We start from the raw sequence: 17,852 nt of genomic DNA on the forward strand, positions 1-17,852 counted from the left end.
TCCGACTATTACCTTGAGGGTCGCCTGACATGGAGCGTCTACAACGCTTTTTTGCCGCACTGACCCGTTGGGGCCTTGGCCTGTGTGCATTGCTGTTGGTACTGGCGGCGGTCTACGTCAGCCTGGGCCGTGAATTGACGCCATTGGTGGCGGAGTACCGTGCCGAAGTCGAGGCCAAGGCGCAGGCGGCGGTCGACATGCCCCTGAGCATTGGCAGCCTGGAAGGGCGCTGGAGCGGCTTTGCCCCGGTCTTGCTCGCCCATGACGTGATGGTCGGCGAGGGCAGCAGTGCCTTGCGCCTGGACCAGGTGCAAGTGGTGCCCGATCTCTGGGCCAGCCTGCTGGCGTGGGATGTGCGCATTGCCCACTTGGAAGTCAGCGGGTTGCAGCTCAGTGTCAAGGAGGACCAGGACGGTCGTTGGGCGCTGCAAGGCCTGCCGGTGCAGGACGACCAGCCCCTGGACCCGGAACAACTGCTCACGCGCATGCAAGCGGTGGCGAAGATCTCGCTGCTCGACAGCCAGGTCACTTTGCAACCGTTTGAACAAGCGCCGCTGACCCTGACCTATGTGGGCCTGAGCCTGCAAACCGGCGCCACCCGCCAGCGCCTGGATGCACGCCTGACCTTGCCCGATGGGCAGCCGCTGGCCCTCAGCCTGCGCACGCGGATCCGCGCTAGCCAGTGGCGCGATGGTGAAGTCCAGGCCTACCTGAGCCTGCCCCAGAGCAATTGGGCGCAATGGATTCCGGCGAAGTTGACCCAGGACTGGAAACTCAATGAGCTGAAAGCCGGCGGCGAACTCTGGCTGACCTGGGCCGGCGGAACGCTGCAAAGCGCCGCCGCGCGGCTCAATGCGCCGCAAGTGAAGGTGCGGTATGCCCAGCGCAAACCTGTGAGCATCCACAACCTGGGCCTGACGGCCTACCTGCAACGCAGTGACCGCGGCCTTAAGGTGGTCTTCGACTCGCTGGCCATGAACCTGGGCGACACCCGTTGGGAGTCGCACCTGCAATTGCAGCAAACCCTGGCCACCGACAAGGCCCAGGAGACCTGGAACCTGCAGGCCGACCGCCTGGACCTGACGCCGATCACCCCCTTGCTCAACGCCCTGGCGCCATTGCCCGAGGGTTTTGCCAAGACCGTCGAAGCGTTGAAAGCCACGGGCGTGCTGCGCAATGTCCTGGTGGATTATCGTCCCCAGGAGACGGGCGATCAGCGCGTCAGCTTTGCCGCCAACCTCGAGCGGGTGGGCTTTGATGCGTATTTCGGCGCACCGGCGGCCCGCAATGTCTCCGGCAGCATCAGCGGCGACCTGGGCCAGGGCGAGCTGCGCATGGACAGCAAGGACTTTGCCTTGCACCTGTACCCGATTTTCGCCAAGCCCTGGCAGTACATCCAGGCCAACGCGCGCCTGACGTGGAAGCTGGATAAACAAGGTTTCACGCTGATCGCTCCGTATATCAAGGTGCTGGGGGAAGAGGGCAAGGTCGCGGCGGACTTCCTGATTCGTCTGCATTTCGATCATAGCCAGGAAGACTACATGGACCTGCGGGTCGGCATGGTCGAGGGCGATGGACGCTTTACCCCCAAATACCTGCCGGCGGTGTTGAGCCCGGCCCTGGATGAATGGCTGCGTACGGCCATTCTCAAGGGCGCGGTCGATGAAGGCTTCTTCCAGTATCAAGGTTCGTTGAACCACGATGCGGTGACGGCGGCGCGCAATATCAGCCTGTTCTTCAAGGTGCATGACGCCGAGCTGGCGTTCCAGCCTGGCTGGCCCCATGTGAGCAAGGTGACCGGTGAAGTGTTTGTCGAAGAAACCGGTGTGCGCATCCTGGCCAGCAAGGGGCAATTGCTCGACACCAAGGTCAAGGATATCTACGTCAACATTCCCCATGCGCTTCCTGGCCATGACAGTCATCTGTTGCTGACGGGCGGGTTTGCCGGTGGGCTGGGTGACGGCCTGAAGATCCTGCAGGAAGCCCCCATCGGCACGGCGTCGACGTTTGCCGGCTGGAAAGGCGAGGGCGACCTGCAAGGTTCACTCGACCTGGACATCCCCCTGGCCAAAGGCACCGAGCCGAAAATCGTGGTGGACTTCAAGACTGACAAGGCGCACCTGCAACTGGCCGAGCCGACCCTGGACCTGAATCAGCTCAAGGGCGAATTCCGCTTCGACAGCACCAAGGGTCTGAGTGGCCAGAACATCAGTGCCCAGGCCTTTGACCGGCCGATCACGGCGCAGATTGCTGCTGGTGGCAAGCCGGGCAATCTCAGCACGCGGGTCACCGCCAAGGGCCAGGTGACGGTCAAGCGCCTCACCGACTGGCTGAAAGTCGGCCAGCCACTGCCGGTGTCCGGGGATATCCCGTATCAACTGCAACTGGACCTGGACGGTGCCGACAGCCAGTTGCGGGTCAGTTCCAACCTCAAGGGCGTGGCGGTGGATTTGCCTGCGCCGTTTGGCATGTCCGCCAGTCAGGGCCGCGACAGTGTGTTCCGCATGACCCTGCAGGGCGCAGAGCGACGCTACTGGTTTGATTACGGCGAGCTGGCGAACTTTACTTTTGCAGCCCCGGCGAACAACTTTGCCCAGGGCCGTGGCGAACTGTTCCTCGGGGATGGCGATGCCTTGCTGCCCGGTGGCAAGGGCCTGCGGATTCGCGGGGTTCTGTCGGAGCTGGATATAGATCCGTGGAAGAAACTGGTGGACCGCTACGCCGGCAATGATCCGGGTGGCAATGCCAAGCAGCTGTTGAGCAGTGCCGATTTCAAGATCGGCAAGCTGACAGGCTTTGGTACTCAATTCGACCAGGTCAGCCTGCAACTGGAGCGCAAGCCCGCCGCCTGGGGCCTGCAGCTCGACAGCCAGCAAGCCAAGGGGACTGTTGGCCTGCCGGATGCCAAGGGCGCGCCTATCGCCATCAATCTGCAATACGTGAAGCTGCCGGCGGTTGACCCTACGGTACAGGCTGACGAGAACGCACCTGATCCCCTGGCGAACATTGATCCCAAGGACATTCCGGCGCTGGACATTTCCATTGGCCAGTTGTTGCAGGGGCCCGACTTGATCGGCGCCTGGTCCTTGAAGGTGCGCCCGACGGCCAAGGGCATGGCCTTCAACAACCTCGACCTGGGCCTCAAGGGCATGCGGCTCAAGGGGGCCGGTGGCTGGGAAGGGGCGCCGGGCGCCAGCAGCAGTTGGTACAAGGGGCGCCTGGACGGCAAGAATATCGCCGATGTGCTCAAAGGCTGGGGCTTCGCGCCCACCGTGACCAGCCAGGACTTCCATCTGGACGTTGACGGGCGCTGGCCGGGTTCGCCTGCGTGGGTTGGGCCCAAGCGGTTTTCCGGGAGCCTGGATGCATCGTTCCGCAAGGGCCAGTTTGTCGAGGTCGAGGGCGGTGCCCAGGCGTTGCGGGTGTTTGGCCTGCTGAACTTCAACTCGATTGGCCGGCGTTTGCGCCTGGACTTCTCGGACTTGCTCGGCAAGGGCCTGAGCTACGACCGGGTCAAGGGCCTGCTGGCCGCCAGCAATGGTGTGTTTGTGACCCGTGAGCCGATTGTTCTCACCGGGCCGTCGAGCAACCTGGAGCTTAACGGTACCCTGGACCTGGTGGCTGACCGTGTCGATGCCAAGTTGCTGGTGACCCTGCCGGTGACCAACAACCTGCCGATTGCCGCGTTGATCGTGGGGGCGCCGGCCATTGGCGGCGCACTGTTCCTGATCGACAAACTGATTGGCGATCGGGTCTCGCGTTTCGCCAGCGTCCAGTACAAGGTGGAAGGGCCATGGAAAGATCCAAAAATCACCTTCGACAAGCCATTTGAAAAACCGCAGTAAGCCCCTGTGGAGTAGCATGGCCCCATGCTTTTTATGGAGTGTCGGCCCATGTCCTTTGCGGTAATCCAGATGGTCAGCCAGAGCGATGTTCTGGCTAACCTGGCCCAGGCCCGGCGGTTGCTGGAGCAGGCGGCGGCAGGGGGCGCGCAACTGGCAGTGCTGCCGGAAAACTTCGCCGCCATGGGCCGCCGCGACGTGGCCGCTATCGGCCACGCCGAAGCTGTGGGCGAGGGGCCGATCCTGCCGTGGTTGAAACTGGCCGCCCGTGACCTCAACTTATGGATAGTGGCCGGTACCTTGCCGTTGCCCCCGCTCGGGCAGCCCGACGCCAAGTCCAACGCGTGCTCGCTGTTGATCGACGCGCAGGGGCAGATTGTGGCGCGCTACGACAAGCTGCATCTGTTCGACGTGGACGTGGCGGATGCGCGCGGTCGTTATCGCGAATCTGACGACTATGCTTACGGTAACCAGGTAGTGGTGGCCGATACGCCGGTTGGACGCCTGGGGCTGACGGTCTGTTATGACCTGCGCTTCCCCGAGCTGTACAGCGAATTGCGTGCGGCGGGCGCCGAGTTGATTACTGCGCCTTCGGCCTTTACGGCGGTAACGGGGGCTGCGCACTGGGATGTGCTGATCCGGGCCCGAGCCATAGAAACCCAGTGCTATCTGCTGGCGGCCGCCCAGGGCGGGGTGCATCCGGGGCCACGGGAAACATTCGGCCATGGGGCAATTATCGACCCATGGGGGCGCGTACTGGCGCAACAAGATCAAGGCGAAGCGGTGTTGTTGGCCGAACGCGATAGCAGCGAACAAGCGTCGATACGGGCGCGCATGCCGGTGGCAGGCCACCGGCGCTTTTTCTCGCAGGGCGCACAGCGACCTGCTTCAGAACGATGAATTTAAGGCCGAACCTATGAGCGAGTTGTTGTCCTCAGTCAGTGAACACCTCCTGGCGCCCGGTGGCGTGACCATCGAAAGTCTGCAAACCGTACTGGGTGACCTGGCCGGGCCGGGTATTGATGCTGCAGACCTGTATTTCCAGGGGCAGATTTCCGAGTCATGGTCCCTGGAAGACGGGATCGTCAAGGACGGCAGCTTCAACCTTGACCAAGGGGTTGGGGTGCGCGCGCAGTCCGGTGAGAAGACCGGCTTTGCCTATAGCAATGCCATCACCCTCGAAGCCTTGGGCCTGGCGGCCCGCGCGGCGCGTTCGATTTCCCGCGCTGGGCAGAACGGCACCGTGCAGGCGTTCAGTACCCAGGACGTGGCCCAGTTGTACGGCCCGGATAATCCACTGGAAGTAATGACCCGTGCCGAAAAGGTCGAGTTGCTCAAGCGTGTGGATGCTGCAACCCGGGCCCTCGACCCGCGTATCCAGCAAGTGAGCGTGAGCATGGCCGGGGTCTGGGAGCGCATCCTGGTGGCGTCCACCGATGGCAGCCTGGCGGCGGATGTGCGCCCGCTGGTGCGCTTTAATGTCAGTGTGATCGTCGAGCAGAACGGGCGTCGCGAGCGCGGCGGCCACGGTGGCGGTGGGCGTACGGATTATCGCTATTTCCTAACCGACGACCGCGCCATGGGCTACGCCCGCGAGGCGTTGCGCCAGGCGCTGGTCAACCTGGAAGCCATTCCGGCGCCAGCGGGTACGCTGCCGGTGGTCCTGGGTTCGGGCTGGTCCGGGGTTTTGCTGCATGAAGCGGTGGGGCATGGCCTGGAAGGTGACTTCAACCGCAAGGGCAGTTCCGCCTACAGCGGGCGCATGGGCGAAATGGTCGCCTCCAAGCTCTGCACCATTGTCGACGACGGCACATTGGCCGGTCGCCGTGGTTCCCTGAGCGTCGACGACGAAGGTACGCCGACCGAGTGCACCACGTTGATCGAAAATGGCGTGCTCAAGGGCTATATGCAAGACAAGCTCAACGCGCGCCTGATGGGCGTGGCGCGTACCGGCAACGGCCGTCGCGAGTCCTACGCGCATTTGCCGATGCCGCGCATGACCAACACCTACATGCTCGCGGGCGAAAGCGACCCGGCAGAGATCATTGCCTCGGTGAAGCGTGGGATCTATTGCGCCAATCTTGGTGGCGGCCAGGTGGATATCACCAGCGGCAAGTTCGTGTTCTCTACCAGCGAAGCCTATCTGATCGAAGACGGCAAGATCACCGCGCCGGTCAAGGGTGCAACCCTGATTGGCAACGGCCCGGAAGCCATGAGCAAGGTGTCGATGGTCGGTAACGACCTGGCGCTGGACAGCGGTGTGGGGATGTGTGGCAAGGATGGGCAGTCGGTGCCGGTGGGTGTCGGCCAGCCAACCCTGAAAATTGACGCGATCACCGTGGGTGGCACGGGGTCGTAAGGCGTGGAGCTTCGGGTGGCGAAGATCGCCACCCGGGGAAGAGGATCAGCGCAGGCCGCGTTGAGTCTCGTCCAGCTCACGGATGTACTTGAAGATTTTACGGCTGGTGGCCGGCGCCTTGTTCTGTGCCAGTTCGTGCTGGGCCTGACGGATCAGGGAGCGCAGTTGCTGGCGGTCGGCGTCCGGATAGTCCAGGACGAACTTCTCCAATACAGCGTCGTCACCGCCGATCAGGCGGTCACGCCAACGTTCCAGGTTATGGAAACGTTCGTTGTATTGGCGGGTGGAAGCATCGAGTTGATCGAGCAAAGTCAGAATGGCGTCAGTGTCCTGGTCGCGCATCAGCTTGCCGATAAACATGATGTGCCGTTTACGCGCGATATTCGCGGTGTGCTTGGGTGCATCCGCCAAGGCCCGGCGCATTTCGTCGGTCAGTGGCAGTTTGGCAATCAAGTCCGGCTTGAGTGTTGTAAGGCGCTCGCCGAGATCAACCAGAGCATGCAGCTCGCGTTTGACCTGGGTTTTGCTTTTCTCCCCATCGAGGGAGTCGTCGTAAGAATCAACCATGGTGGCAGTCCGCAAAGAAACGCCGCCATGATAACCAGTCGGGGGCCGCTTGTCCGGCCCGGTCGCTCGATGGCCTTAACCGAAAGCAGAATTTGAGTGGAGAGAACCATGAGTGCAGCCCAAAGCGTCGGTCCACAAGCGTTACCGGCACTGCAGGAACAAGTTGAGCAGATCATCGCCGAGGCCAAGCGCCAGGGCGCCAGTGCCTGTGAAGTGGCGGTGTCGCTGGAGCAGGGCCTGTCGACTTCGGTACGCCAGCGGGAAGTGGAAACCGTTGAGTTCAACCGCGACCAGGGTTTTGGCATCACCTTGTATGTGGGGCAGCGCAAAGGCTCGGCCAGCACTTCGGCCAGCGGCCCGGAAGCGATTCGCGAAACGGTTGCCGCCGCACTGGCGATTGCCAAGCACACCTCCGAAGACGAGGCCTCGGGTTTGGCGGATGCGGCCTTGATGGCGCGGGATCTCAAGGATTTCGACCTGTTTCACGCCTGGGATATCACTCCCGAGCAGGCCATCGAAAAGGCCCTGGCCTGCGAAGCCGCGGCGTTTGATGCCGACAGCCGGATCAAGAATGCCGATGGCACCACCCTGAGCACCCACCAGGGTTGCCGGGTGTATGGCAACAGCCACGGGTTTATCGGCGGCTATGCGTCGACGCGCCATAGCTTGAGCTGCGTGATGATCGCCGAGGCCGACGGCCAGATGCAGCGTGACTACTGGTATGACGTGAGTCGCCAGGGTGAGCTGTTGGCGGACCCGGTGAGCATCGGCCAGCGCGCCGCGCAACGGGCGGCGAGCCGCCTGGGTGCGCGCCCGGTGCCGACGTGCGAAGTGCCGGTGTTGTTTTCGGCGGAACTGGCGGGTGGTCTGTTCGGCAGCTTTCTCGGGGCGATTTCCGGGGGCAATCTGTACCGCAAATCGTCGTTCCTTGAAGGCGCGCTGGGGCAGAAGCTGTTTCCTGAGTGGCTGACCCTGGACGAACGCCCGCACCTGATGCGCGCCATGGGCAGCTCGGCCTTTGATGGCGACGGCCTGGCAACCTACGCCAAGCCGTTTGTCGAGAATGGTGAGCTGGTGTCCTACGTGCTTGGCACCTACGCCGGGCGCAAGCTCGGTCTGCCGAGTACCGCCAACTCCGGTGGGGTTCACAACCTGTTCGTGACCCATGGTGACGAAGACCAGGCGGCTCTCTTGCGGCGCATGGGCCGTGGTTTACTGGTGACCGAGCTGATGGGGCATGGCTTGAACATGGTGACGGGCGATTATTCCCGAGGCGCGGCGGGGTTCTGGGTGGAGAATGGCGAAATCCAGTTCGCGGTCCAGGAAGTGACCATCGCCGGCAATATGCGCGACATGTTCAAGCAGATCGTCGCTGTGGGTAACGATCTGGAATTGCGCAGCAATATCCGCACCGGCTCGGTGCTGATCGAACGCATGACCGTCGCCGGCAGCTAAGCCGCAACCCGTTACACAATAGCGCCACCCCCAGGGTGGCGCTTTTTTTTGCCTGGAATATCACAAGGCCGACAAAGGTATCGGTTCAATAGCTTGTTTTGATTCTCAATATCATTTAATAATAAATATCATTATCGAGTGAGCATGGGTCATGAGTTCTGTCCTGCACGAAGATCCTTACCTGGAAAGCTGGCGCTGGATGAGTCGTCAGATTCGCTGCGGGCTCAACCCTGACGAGCCGCGCCTGATCGAACACTACCTCAGCGAAGGCCGCTATCTGGCCTGTTGCACGGCCACGCACCCGTGGACCATCGCCGAAACCTCGTTCCGCCTGCTGCTCGACACTGCCACCGATATCGCCTTGCCCTGGCATTGGCGCTCCACATGCCTGGACCAGGCCTGGCGCCCGCTGCGCGACCTGGAAAACCTGTCTCACTGTGCCTGCCGCCTCAAGCGCTGGCAGACCTTTGCCTGGCAATTGGCGACTTGCGAACTGCAACCTTCGATTTCTCACTCCGACTTGGTGCAAGGATCTTCCGATGAGTAACACCCGTATCGAACGCGACAGCATGGGCGAACTACAGGTACCGGCCGACGCGTTGTATGGCGCGCAAACCCAACGTGCGGTGGATAACTTCCCGATCAGCCGCCAGCGCATGCCGACCCAGTTCATCCGCGCCCTGATCCTGGCCAAGGCCGCCGCCGCCAAGGCCAACGTCGATCTCAAGCAGATCAGCGCAAGCCAGGGCAAAGCCATCGTCGACGCCGCCCAAGGCTTGCTGGAAGGCGACTTCATGCAGCACTTCCCGGTGGATATTTTCCAGACCGGCTCCGGCACCAGCTCCAACATGAACGCCAACGAAGTGATTGCGACCCTGGCCAGCCGCCTGCTGGGCGAACCGGTCAACCCCAATGACCACGTCAATTGCGGGCAAAGCAGCAACGACATCATCCCGACCACCATTCACGTCAGCGCCGCGCTGGTGCTGCATGAACAGACGTTGCCGGCGTTGCTGCATCTGGTTGCAGTGATCGAGCGCAAGGCGGTGGAAGTTCATCCGTTCATCAAGACCGGGCGTACTCACCTGATGGACGCCATGCCGGTGCGCATGAGCCAGGTGCTTGAAGGATGGGCGCAGCAACTCAAGGCCAATATCGCGCACTTGCAGGGCTTGCTGCCAAGCCTGCAGGCCCTGGCTCAGGGCGGTACGGCCGTTGGCACTGGGATCAACGCGCATCCTGAGTTTGCTGCGCGTTTCAGTCAGCAGTTGAGCAGCCTGACCCAGGTGCAGTTCACTCCGGGCAAGAACCTGTTTGCTCTGATCGGCTCCCAGGACACCGCCGTTGCCGTCTCCGGCCAACTCAAAGCGATTGCCGTGTCGCTGATGAAAATCGCCAACGACTTGCGCTGGATGAACTCCGGCCCCCTTGCCGGTCTCGGTGAAATCGAACTCGAAGGTCTGCAGCCGGGCTCGTCGATCATGCCGGGCAAGGTCAACCCGGTGATTCCAGAGGCTACGGCCATGGTCGCGGCCCAGGTGATCGGCAATGACAGCGTAATCACCATCGCCGGTCAGTCCGGCAACTTCGAACTCAACGTGATGCTGCCGATCATCGCCCAGAACCTGCTCAGCAGCCTGGAACTGTTGGCCAACTCCAGCCGTCTGCTGGCAGACAAGGCCATCGCCAGCTTCAAGGTCAACGAACCCAAGCTCAAGGAAGCGCTGTCGCGTAACCCGATCCTGGTTACCGCACTCAACCCGATCATTGGTTACCAAAAGGCCGCTGAAATCGCCAAGAAAGCCTATCAACAAGGCCGGCCGGTGATTGATGTGGCGCTTGAGCACACCGACTTGCCCCGCAGCCAACTGGAAATCCTCCTGGATCCGGAAAAGCTCACGGCGGGTGGCGTGTAATCACCGACCCTGCTTTGGAGGCTCACCATGGAGCATTGGAAACGCACGATCGAACGGGCCAATCACTGCTTTATGCAGGGCGAACTGGTGGATGCCCGCGAGCATTACCTGCAAGCCCTGGCCCTGGCCCAAGTGTTGTTCGAGCGCTGGGGTGATGCCGACGAAGCCGTAGCCGCTTGCGTCATTTCCCATCACAACCTGGCGGACCTGCACCTGCGCCTGAACCAGCCGGAAGAAAGCGCGGAATACCTCTGCGCCATTCACCAGCGCTTGCTGCAGACCATGCAGGACACCCGGCTGCCTCAGCCACTGCGCGAGGCGGCCTTGCGCCAGAGCAGCAAGACCTACGTCGAACTGTTGAATTTCATCAGCGATCACGGTGAATACCCCCGTACCCATCGCTTGCTAGGCAGCCATACGGCGTCGACGGATGCGCCGACCCGCAACAGCCCTTTTTATGGAGCACATTGATATGTCCTACACCCTGCCTGCCTTGCCTTACGCCTACGATGCCCTGGAGCCGCATATTGATGCGCAAACCATGGAAATCCACTACACCAAGCACCACCAGACCTACATCAATAACCTCAATGCGGCGGTCGAAGGTACTGAGTTTGCTGGCTGGCCCATCGAGAAACTGGTCTCCAGCGTCCAGCAACTGCCGGAAAAGCTGCGCGCAGCGGTGATTAACCAGGGGGGCGGGCATGCCAACCACTCATTGTTCTGGGCAGTCATGTCGCCCAAGGGCGGCGGCAAGCCCGAAGGTGCCCTGGGCCAGGCGATTGATGAGCAGCTGGGTGGCTTTGACGCCTTCAAGGAGGCCTTTACCAAAGCTGCGCTGACCCGCTTCGGCAGTGGCTGGGCCTGGTTGAGCGTGACCCCGCAAAAGACCCTGGTAGTCGAGAGCAGTGGCAACCAGGACAGCCCGTTGATGAATGGCAATACGCCGATCCTCGGTCTGGACGTGTGGGAACACGCCTACTACCTGCTTTATCAGAACCGCCGTCCTGAATACATCAACGCCTTCTACAGTGTTATCAACTGGCCGGAAGTCGCTGAGCGCTACCAGGCGGCCCTCGCTTAATGACCTTTCATAACAAGACTTAAGGCCGACTATGGGCACTGAAACACTGGCGATCAGCAGCGTACGAATGTTTCGTTATGCGTTTGGCTCGCTGCTGCTGTTGGCGGGAACGGCATTGCTGGTGGCCCACGGGCTGGCCTGGCTGAACCTGGAGCCGCGGATCCTGCGCGCACTGCAAGGTGGCGCAATCTGCGCCCTGGGTACGGCGTTGGGTGCGGTGCCGGTGCTGGTGATCCGGCGGATGCCGTTGGCGGTCAGCGATACGTTGCTGGGCTTCGGTGCTGGAGTGATGCTGGCGGCGACCGCGTTTTCGCTGGTCGTGCCAGGGATTGCCGCCGCCGAAAACCTGGGGCTCACTCCCTGGGCGTCCAGCGGCCTGGTCAGCTTCGGCATCATGCTCGGTGCCTTCGGCCTGTTTCTGGTGGACCGCAAGGTCTCCGGTGCCAGCCCGGAGATGCTGGTCGGTACGCCCGATAAACCGGTAATCCCGCCGCGTATCTGGCTGTTTGTGTTCGCGATCATTGCCCACAATATTCCCGAAGGCATGGCGGTAGGCGTTTCGGCGGGTGGCGGTATGCCCGATGCCGACAGCCTGGCCATGGGCATCGCCTTACAGGATGTGCCGGAAGGCCTGGTGATTGCGCTGGTGCTGGCTGGGGCGGGGATGTCGCGGGTCAAGGCATTCCTGATTGGGGCAGCATCCGGCCTGGTAGAGCCGGTGTTTGCCGTGCTCTGCGCCTGGCTGGTCAGTCTGGCCGAGATGCTGCTGCCTCTGGGTTTGGCCCTTGCGGCCGGGGCGATGTTATTGGTGGTGACTCACGAAGTAATCCCCGAGTCGCGACGCAATGGCCATGACAAACTTGCCAGCCTGGGGTTGTGCATCGGGTTTTGCCTGATGATGGCCATGGATACAGCGCTGGGCTGATGCCTAACGCAAAAAGCAATGTGGCAGCTGGCTAGTGTGGGAGCTGGCTTGCTTGCGATGCAGACACCTCGGCATAAAAAATGTGGGAGCGGGCTTGCCCGCGATAGCGGTGTATCAGTCAAGTATGTATCGACTGACTCCCAGCTATCGCGGGCAAGCCCACTCCCACATTGATTTGTGCTGCATTCAGGAAAGAAGGGCTATTCGCCTTCATCGAAGTAGTTGTTGATCAACTTCACCAGCGCATCCAGCGCTTCCTGTTCCTGCTCACCCTCGGTCTTCAGATGAATCGTCGTGCCCTTGCCTGCGGCGAGCATCATCATGGCCATGATGCTTTTGCCATCGACCATGGATTCTGGCGTACGCCCGGCACGCACCTGGCAAGGAAACTGGCCCGCAACTCCGACGAACTTGGCCGACGCGCGGGCATGCAAGCCCAGTTTGTTGATGATTTCAATTTCCAGAGCGGGCATCGCGAAGGTGTTCCTTTCAGCTGAGGTCGCGGTGGCGAACCTGGACATTCTTGAGGGTTTGCTGCAAGACCTGGCCCAGGCGCTCGGTCAGGTAGACGGAGCGGTGATGCCCGCCAGTGCAGCCGATAGCGATGGTGACATAGGCCCGGTTGCTGGCGGCAAAGCGCGGTAGCCACTTGAGCAGGTAGCTGGAGATATCCTGGAACATCTCCTCGACATCCGGTTGCGCCGCCAGGTAATCGGCAACCGGTTGGTCCAGCCCGGACTGATCGCGCAGCTCCGGCTTCCAGTAAGGATTGGGCAGACAACGCACGTCAAATACCAGGTCGGCGTCTACCGGCATGCCCCGCTTGAAGCCAAAGGACTCAACAAGGAACGCGGTGCCGGGTTCCGGCTGGTTCAGCAGGCGCAGCTTGATGGCGTCACGCAGTTGGTAAAGGTTCAGGCTGGTGGTGTTGATCTTGAGGTCGGCCAGGTCAATGATCGGCCCCAGCAGCTTGGTCTCGTCCTCGATGGCTTCGGCCAACGAGCGGTGCGGGCTGCTCAGCGGGTGGCGGCGACGGGTTTCCGAAAAGCGCTTGAGCAGCGTTTCTTCGTCGGCATCCAGGTACAGCACGTCGCAATGGATATGCTTGGCGCGTACCTCTTCGAGCAATTCCGGGAAGCGCGTGAGGTGGCTGGGCAGGTTGCGTGCGTCAATGGACACCGCCACCAGCGGTTGTGCCAGCTCGGTATGGATCAAGGCGCGTTCTGCCAGCTCGGGCAGCAGGCCGGCCGGCAAGTTGTCGATGCAATAGAAGCCGCTGTCCTCAAGCACGTTGAGGGCCGTACTTTTACCTGAGCCGGAACGCCCGCTGACGATGATCAAACGCATGATTACTGCCCGCTTTGCTCATCCAGGACAACCTGATACAGCGCTTCATTGGTGCTGGCGCTACGCAGTTTCTTACGTACTTCTTCACGATCGAGCATGCTGGCGATCTGCCGGAGCAGCTCCAGATGCGCATCGGTGGCCGCTTCCGGGACCAGCAGGACGAACAGCAGGTCAACCGGGGCGCCGTCGATGGCGTCGAAATCAGTGGGGGCGTCCAGGTGCAACAGGGCGCTCACCGGTGTTTCACAGCCTTTTAGGCGGCAATGAGGAATAGCGATGCCGTTGCCAAAACCGGTCGAGCCGAGTTTTTCACGGGCAATCAGAGCCTCGTATACATCTTGCATCACCAGCTCAGGCACTTCGCGGCTGATCAGGTTGGCAATCTGTTCGAGGGCTTTCTTTTTACTGCCACCCGGCGCGTTCACGAGTGAACGGCCGGGGGTCAGGATGGTTTCAAGTCGAATCATGGGTGGGGAGTGTTAGCGGCCTGTGCCTTGAAGAAGGCTCTGCTGCTTTTCCTTATGCTTTTTGATTTGGCGATCCAGCTTGTCGGTCAGGTCGTCAATGGCGGCATACATGTCTGAATGCTCTGCATTGGCGACTACTTCCCCGCCGGGTATACGCAAGGTGGCTTCGATTTTCTGCTTCAGCTTTTCGACAGACATGATGACTTGCACATTGGTGATCTTGTCGAAATGCCCCTCAATTCGTTTGAGTTTCTCGCTGATGTAGGCGCGCAGCGGTTCGGTCACTTCCAGTTGGTGTCCACTGATGTTGACTTGCATACAGCTTCTCCTTCGTTGCCAGTGCATAAAGCGGCGGGTAGGAGTACCCGCCACTGGAACGCTATGGCCCGCCCGTCACATCAATCGCTTACGCTCGCTGGAAGGCGCGATCCCAAGGGACTCGCGGTACTTGGCGACGGTTCGACGGGCGACCTGAATGCCTTGTGCCTCCAGTAAACCAGCGATCTTGCTGTCACTCAACGGCTTTTTCTGATTTTCCGCCGCAACCAGTTTTTTGATGATCGCGCGGATCGCCGTGGACGAGCATTCACCGCCTTCGGAGGTGCTGACGTGGCTGGAGAAAAAGTATTTCAGCTCATATATACCCCGTGGGGTATGCATGAATTTTTGGGTGGTGACCCGGGAAATGGTCGATTCGTGCATGCCCACTGCTTCGGCAATGTCATGCAGCACCAACGGTTTCATCGCCTCGTCGCCATATTCCAGGAAGCCGCGCTGATGCTCGACGATCTGGGTGGCCACTTTCATCAGGGTCTCGTTGCGGCTTTGCAGGCTCTTGATGAACCAGCGAGCCTCCTGCAACTGATTGCGCATGAAGGTGTTGTCGGCGCTGGTGTCGGCCCGGCGTACGAAACCTGCGTATTGCGGGTTGACCCGCAGGCGCGGCACTGATTCCTGGTTCAGCTCCACCAGCCAGCGCTCGTTGTCCTTGCGCACGATCACGTCGGGGACGACATACTCGGCTTCGCTGGACTCGATCTGCGAGCCGGGACGCGGGTTGAGGCTCTGTACCAGTTCGATGATCTGGCGCAGGTCATCTTCCTTGAGCTTCATCCGACGCATCAGCTGGCTGTAGTCGCGGCTGCCCAGCAGGTCGATATAGTCGGTGACCAGGCGTTGGGCTTCGGCCAGCCACGGTGTCTTGGCGGGCAGTTGGCGCAGTTGCAGCAACAGGCACTCGCTGAGGTTGCGCGCGCCGATGCCGGCGGGCTCGAACTGCTGGATGCGGTGCAGGACCGCCTCGATTTCGTCCAGCTCGATGTCCAGTTCCGGGTCGAAAGCCTCGAGGATTTCTTCGAGGGTCTCGTCCAGGTAGCCCTGATTGTTGATGCAGTCGATCAGGGTCACTGCGATCAAGCGATCGGTGTCGGACATCGGGGCAAGGTTCAGTTGCCACAGCAAGTGGCTCTGCAGGCTTTCGCCGACGGAGGTGCGGGTGGTGAAGTCCCACTCGTCATCGTCGTTGCTGGGCAGGCTGCTGGCGCTGGTCTGGTAGACATCTTCCCAGGCCGTATCCACCGGCAGTTCATTGGGAATGCGTTCGTTCCATTCGCCTTCTTCCAGGTTATCCACCGTGGGTGCGGTTTCCTGGTAGGAGGGTTCCTGGACGTCGGGATTGGGTTTTTGCTCTATGTTGTCGGCCAGTGGGTCGGCATTATCGAAGTCGTCGCCTTCTTCCTGGCGTTCGAGCATCGGGTTGGACTCCAGGGCCTCCTGGATTTCCTGTTGCAGGTCCAGGGTCGACAATTGGAGCAGGCGGATGGCCTGTTGCAGCTGCGGTGTCATCGTCAGCTGCTGGCCCATTCTCAGGACTAGCGATGGTTTCATGGCAGGGGCTTAACACCTTATTCGCCGGCGCAATGCGCCATCCACGACAGGGCGCGTGAGCGCCAAACATAAGCAAATTATATGCCTGATATCGGGGGCTTTGCCTAGAGCGCGGTAACAATAAAAACAATAAGGTTTTTATTGACTCCCGCGCCTGATGGCGAATGTCCTGACACCCCAGTGTTTACAGGCGGAACTCGTGCCCCAGATACACTTCCTTGACCAGTTCGTTGGCCAGGATGGTGGCGGAGTCGCCTTCGGCAATCAGTTGGCCGTCGTTGACGATATACGCGGTTTCGCAGATATCCAGGGTCTCACGCACGTTGTGGTCGGTGATCAGCACGCCGATCCCCTTGGCCTTGAGGTGATGGATGATCTGCTTGATGTCGCCTACCGAAATCGGGTCGACACCGGCGAAGGGTTCGTCCAGCAGGATGAACTTCGGTGCGGTGGCCAGGGCGCGGGCGATTTCCACGCGGCGCCGCTCGCCGCCGGACAGGCTCATGCCGAGGTTGTCGCGAATATGGTTGATGTGGAACTCCTGCAGCAGGCTTTCCAGCTCCTGGCGGCGTCCGTCGCGATCCAGTTCCTTGCGGGTTTCCAGGATCGCCATGATGTTGTCGGACACTGACAGTTTGCGGAAGATCGACGCCTCCTGGGGGAGATAGCCGATACCGGCCCGCGCACGGCCGTGCATGGGCTGGTGGCTGACGTCCAGGTCGTCGATCAATACACGGCCCTGGTCCGCCTGGACCAGGCCGACGATCATGTAGAAGCAGGTGGTCTTGCCGGCACCATTGGGGCCAAGCAGGCCGACGATCTGGCCGCTGTCGATCGACAGGCTGACGTCGCGCACGACCTGACGGCTTTTATAGGCCTTGGCCAGATGCTGGGCTTTCAGGGTTGCCATTACTGGGCCTTCTTCTTCGGCTGGATAACCATGTCGATGCGCGGACGTGGCGCAGTGACCTTGGTGCCATTGGCGCGGCCGGCAGTGGCGACTTGCTTGACGGTGTCATAGACGATTTTCTCGCCTTCGGTCGAGTTGCCGTCGCTGCTGATCACTTTGGCGCGGTCAGTCAGTACGATGCGGTTCTGCGGCGCGTGGTACTGGATGGTCACGCCGTAGCCTTTGATCGGACCTGGATCGGCGGCGTTTTGCTTCTGTTCGAAGTAGGCAAGGTTGCCCACCGAAGTTACGACGTCGATGTCGCCCGCCGGGGTACGGGTCAGGGTCACGGTGTTACCGGTAATCTTCATCGAACCTTGGGTGATGATGACGTCGCCCTTGTAGGTCGCGACACCTTGCTTGTCATCCAGTTGCGCATCGTCAGCCTGAATGTGGATCGGTTGCTGGCTATCGTTCGGCAGAGCCCAGGCGCTCACGCTTCCCAGTGCTGCGCCCAGACCGAGCAAAATAGGGAGGGTTTTAACGAGCCTCATACTGTCCTCTTACGTTCGATAGCAGGTGTATCCTGCTTTCTTTCAAATACGCTTTCATTCCCTTGCCAGTCGATACACCGCCAGCGCCGTCGATTCTAACGTCTTGCTCGGTCTGCGCATATTGCTTCTGTGGGAATACGGTCATGCGACTGCTGGTAATGATGGTGTCGCGCTTCTGGGCGTCGGTGCGCGCAACGCGCACCGAGTCGATCAGTTCCACTTCGGTGCCGTCCGGGTTGACCTCGCCACGCTTGCTGGTGACGTGCCACGGGAACTCGGTGCCGCGATACAGGTTCAGGTCCGGATTGGTCAGCAATGTGACCTCGGAAGCCTTCAGGTGTTCGACCTTGTCCGACGTCATTTCGTATTGCACCTTGCCGTCAGGCAGGAACTGCACGCTGTAGGCGTTGGTGGCGTAATAGTCGATGGCGCCCTGGTCGACCTGCGCAACAGGCTGGTCGAGGAAGCGCTCCGGGCTGATATTCCAGTAGCCCACCGCGAGGAACAGCGCGGCGATGGCTCCGAATATCAGGAAGTTGCGAATCTTTTTACTCAGCATA

Annotated in this window: 18 protein-coding genes; 9 read left to right on the top strand and 9 right to left on the bottom strand. The window is 60.9% G+C overall.

The genetic code is table 11. The annotated features are described in order from the left end of the window. The first annotated feature begins 29 nt into the window (after positions 1-29). From HBO24_RS05020 to tldD, 3 genes are read left to right on the top strand one after another with little or no spacing between them, the layout of a single operon-like run. A complete protein-coding gene (locus HBO24_RS05020) occupies positions 30-3,845 on the top strand; it encodes a YhdP family protein (RefSeq protein ID WP_170059363.1) in 3,816 nt (1,271 codons plus the stop codon). Between the two features lie 48 nt (positions 3,846-3,893). Beyond that, entirely contained in the window at positions 3,894-4,742 is an 849-nt protein-coding gene (locus HBO24_RS05025) for a carbon-nitrogen hydrolase family protein (protein ID WP_057958455.1), read from the top strand. A 16-nt stretch (positions 4,743-4,758) separates the two neighbouring features. Next, entirely contained in the window at positions 4,759-6,201 is a 1,443-nt protein-coding gene (gene tldD / locus HBO24_RS05030) for a metalloprotease TldD (RefSeq protein WP_057438378.1), read from the top strand. A 45-nt stretch (positions 6,202-6,246) separates the two neighbouring features. On the opposite strand, the gene yjgA is transcribed toward tldD, so the two are convergent. Continuing rightward, the gene (gene yjgA, locus HBO24_RS05035) at positions 6,247-6,768 is read right to left on the bottom strand and encodes a ribosome biogenesis factor YjgA (RefSeq protein WP_029291815.1); all 522 of its coding nucleotides are present in this window, start codon (positions 6,766-6,768) and stop codon (positions 6,247-6,249) included. A gap of 108 nt (positions 6,769-6,876) precedes the next feature. Here yjgA and pmbA point away from each other — a divergent pair, with 108 nt between their 5' ends. The 6 genes from pmbA (at position 6,877) to HBO24_RS05065 (ending at position 12,148) form a co-directional block, all read left to right on the top strand. Further along, positions 6,877-8,223, top strand: coding sequence for a metalloprotease PmbA (pmbA, locus tag HBO24_RS05040; protein WP_057958457.1), 1,347 nt, complete (start codon positions 6,877-6,879; stop codon positions 8,221-8,223). Positions 8,224-8,374: 151 nt separating this feature from the next. Next, positions 8,375-8,770: a hypothetical protein gene (locus tag HBO24_RS05045; RefSeq protein WP_057438105.1), complete on the top strand. Its 396-nt coding sequence runs from the start codon at positions 8,375-8,377 to the stop codon at positions 8,768-8,770. Beyond that, positions 8,763-10,139, top strand: coding sequence for a class II fumarate hydratase (locus tag HBO24_RS05050; protein ID WP_120734140.1), 1,377 nt, complete (start codon positions 8,763-8,765; stop codon positions 10,137-10,139). Before HBO24_RS05045 ends, HBO24_RS05050 begins: the two co-directional genes overlap by 8 nt. 27 nt (positions 10,140-10,166) lie before the next feature. Beyond that, positions 10,167-10,610, top strand: a complete 444-nt coding sequence (locus tag HBO24_RS05055) for a hypothetical protein (protein WP_057958459.1) — start codon at positions 10,167-10,169, stop codon at positions 10,608-10,610. 1 nt (position 10,611) lies between these two features. Beyond that, positions 10,612-11,223 carry a superoxide dismutase gene (locus HBO24_RS05060; RefSeq protein WP_057958460.1) on the top strand — a complete coding sequence of 204 codons (612 nt, stop codon included), beginning with the start codon at positions 10,612-10,614 and terminating at the stop codon, positions 11,221-11,223. A 31-nt stretch (positions 11,224-11,254) separates the two neighbouring features. Beyond that, positions 11,255-12,148: a ZIP family metal transporter gene (locus HBO24_RS05065; RefSeq protein ID WP_115128989.1), complete on the top strand. Its 894-nt coding sequence runs from the start codon at positions 11,255-11,257 to the stop codon at positions 12,146-12,148. Positions 12,149-12,348: 200 nt separating this feature from the next. On the opposite strand, the gene HBO24_RS05070 is transcribed toward HBO24_RS05065, so the two are convergent. The 8 genes from HBO24_RS05070 to lptC form a co-directional block, all read right to left on the bottom strand. Then, the gene (locus tag HBO24_RS05070; protein ID WP_057438107.1) at positions 12,349-12,621 is read right to left on the bottom strand and encodes an HPr family phosphocarrier protein; all 273 of its coding nucleotides are present in this window, start codon (positions 12,619-12,621) and stop codon (positions 12,349-12,351) included. A gap of 16 nt (positions 12,622-12,637) precedes the next feature. Then, positions 12,638-13,495: an RNase adapter RapZ gene (gene rapZ / locus HBO24_RS05075; RefSeq protein WP_057438109.1), complete on the bottom strand. Its 858-nt coding sequence runs from the start codon at positions 13,493-13,495 to the stop codon at positions 12,638-12,640. 2 nt (positions 13,496-13,497) lie between these two features. Continuing rightward, complete coding sequence (ptsN, locus tag HBO24_RS05080; RefSeq protein ID WP_029291796.1) at positions 13,498-13,962, bottom strand: PTS IIA-like nitrogen regulatory protein PtsN; 465 nt, start codon at positions 13,960-13,962, stop codon at positions 13,498-13,500. 12 nt (positions 13,963-13,974) lie between these two features. Beyond that, positions 13,975-14,280: a ribosome-associated translation inhibitor RaiA gene (gene raiA, locus HBO24_RS05085; RefSeq protein WP_032860085.1), complete on the bottom strand. Its 306-nt coding sequence runs from the start codon at positions 14,278-14,280 to the stop codon at positions 13,975-13,977. A gap of 75 nt (positions 14,281-14,355) precedes the next feature. Further along, positions 14,356-15,849 (bottom strand): RNA polymerase factor sigma-54, encoded by a 1,494-nt coding sequence (locus tag HBO24_RS05090; protein ID WP_057445159.1) that lies wholly within the window; start codon positions 15,847-15,849, stop codon positions 14,356-14,358. A gap of 184 nt (positions 15,850-16,033) precedes the next feature. Next, positions 16,034-16,759, bottom strand: a complete 726-nt coding sequence (lptB, locus tag HBO24_RS05095; RefSeq protein WP_029291791.1) for an LPS export ABC transporter ATP-binding protein — start codon at positions 16,757-16,759, stop codon at positions 16,034-16,036. After that, positions 16,759-17,292, bottom strand: coding sequence for a lipopolysaccharide transport periplasmic protein LptA (gene lptA, locus HBO24_RS05100; protein ID WP_057438111.1), 534 nt, complete (start codon positions 17,290-17,292; stop codon positions 16,759-16,761). Before lptA ends, lptB begins: the two co-directional genes overlap by 1 nt. Further along, positions 17,279-17,851 (bottom strand): LPS export ABC transporter periplasmic protein LptC, encoded by a 573-nt coding sequence (gene lptC / locus HBO24_RS05105; RefSeq protein WP_057438113.1) that lies wholly within the window; start codon positions 17,849-17,851, stop codon positions 17,279-17,281. The genes lptA and lptC overlap by 14 nt, the downstream gene beginning before the upstream one ends. Position 17,852: the final 1 nt, after the last annotated feature.

It is taken from the genome of Pseudomonas sp. WS 5410 (genome assembly GCF_012985645.1).
Lineage (GTDB): Bacteria > Pseudomonadota > Gammaproteobacteria > Pseudomonadales > Pseudomonadaceae > Aquipseudomonas > Aquipseudomonas shahriarae.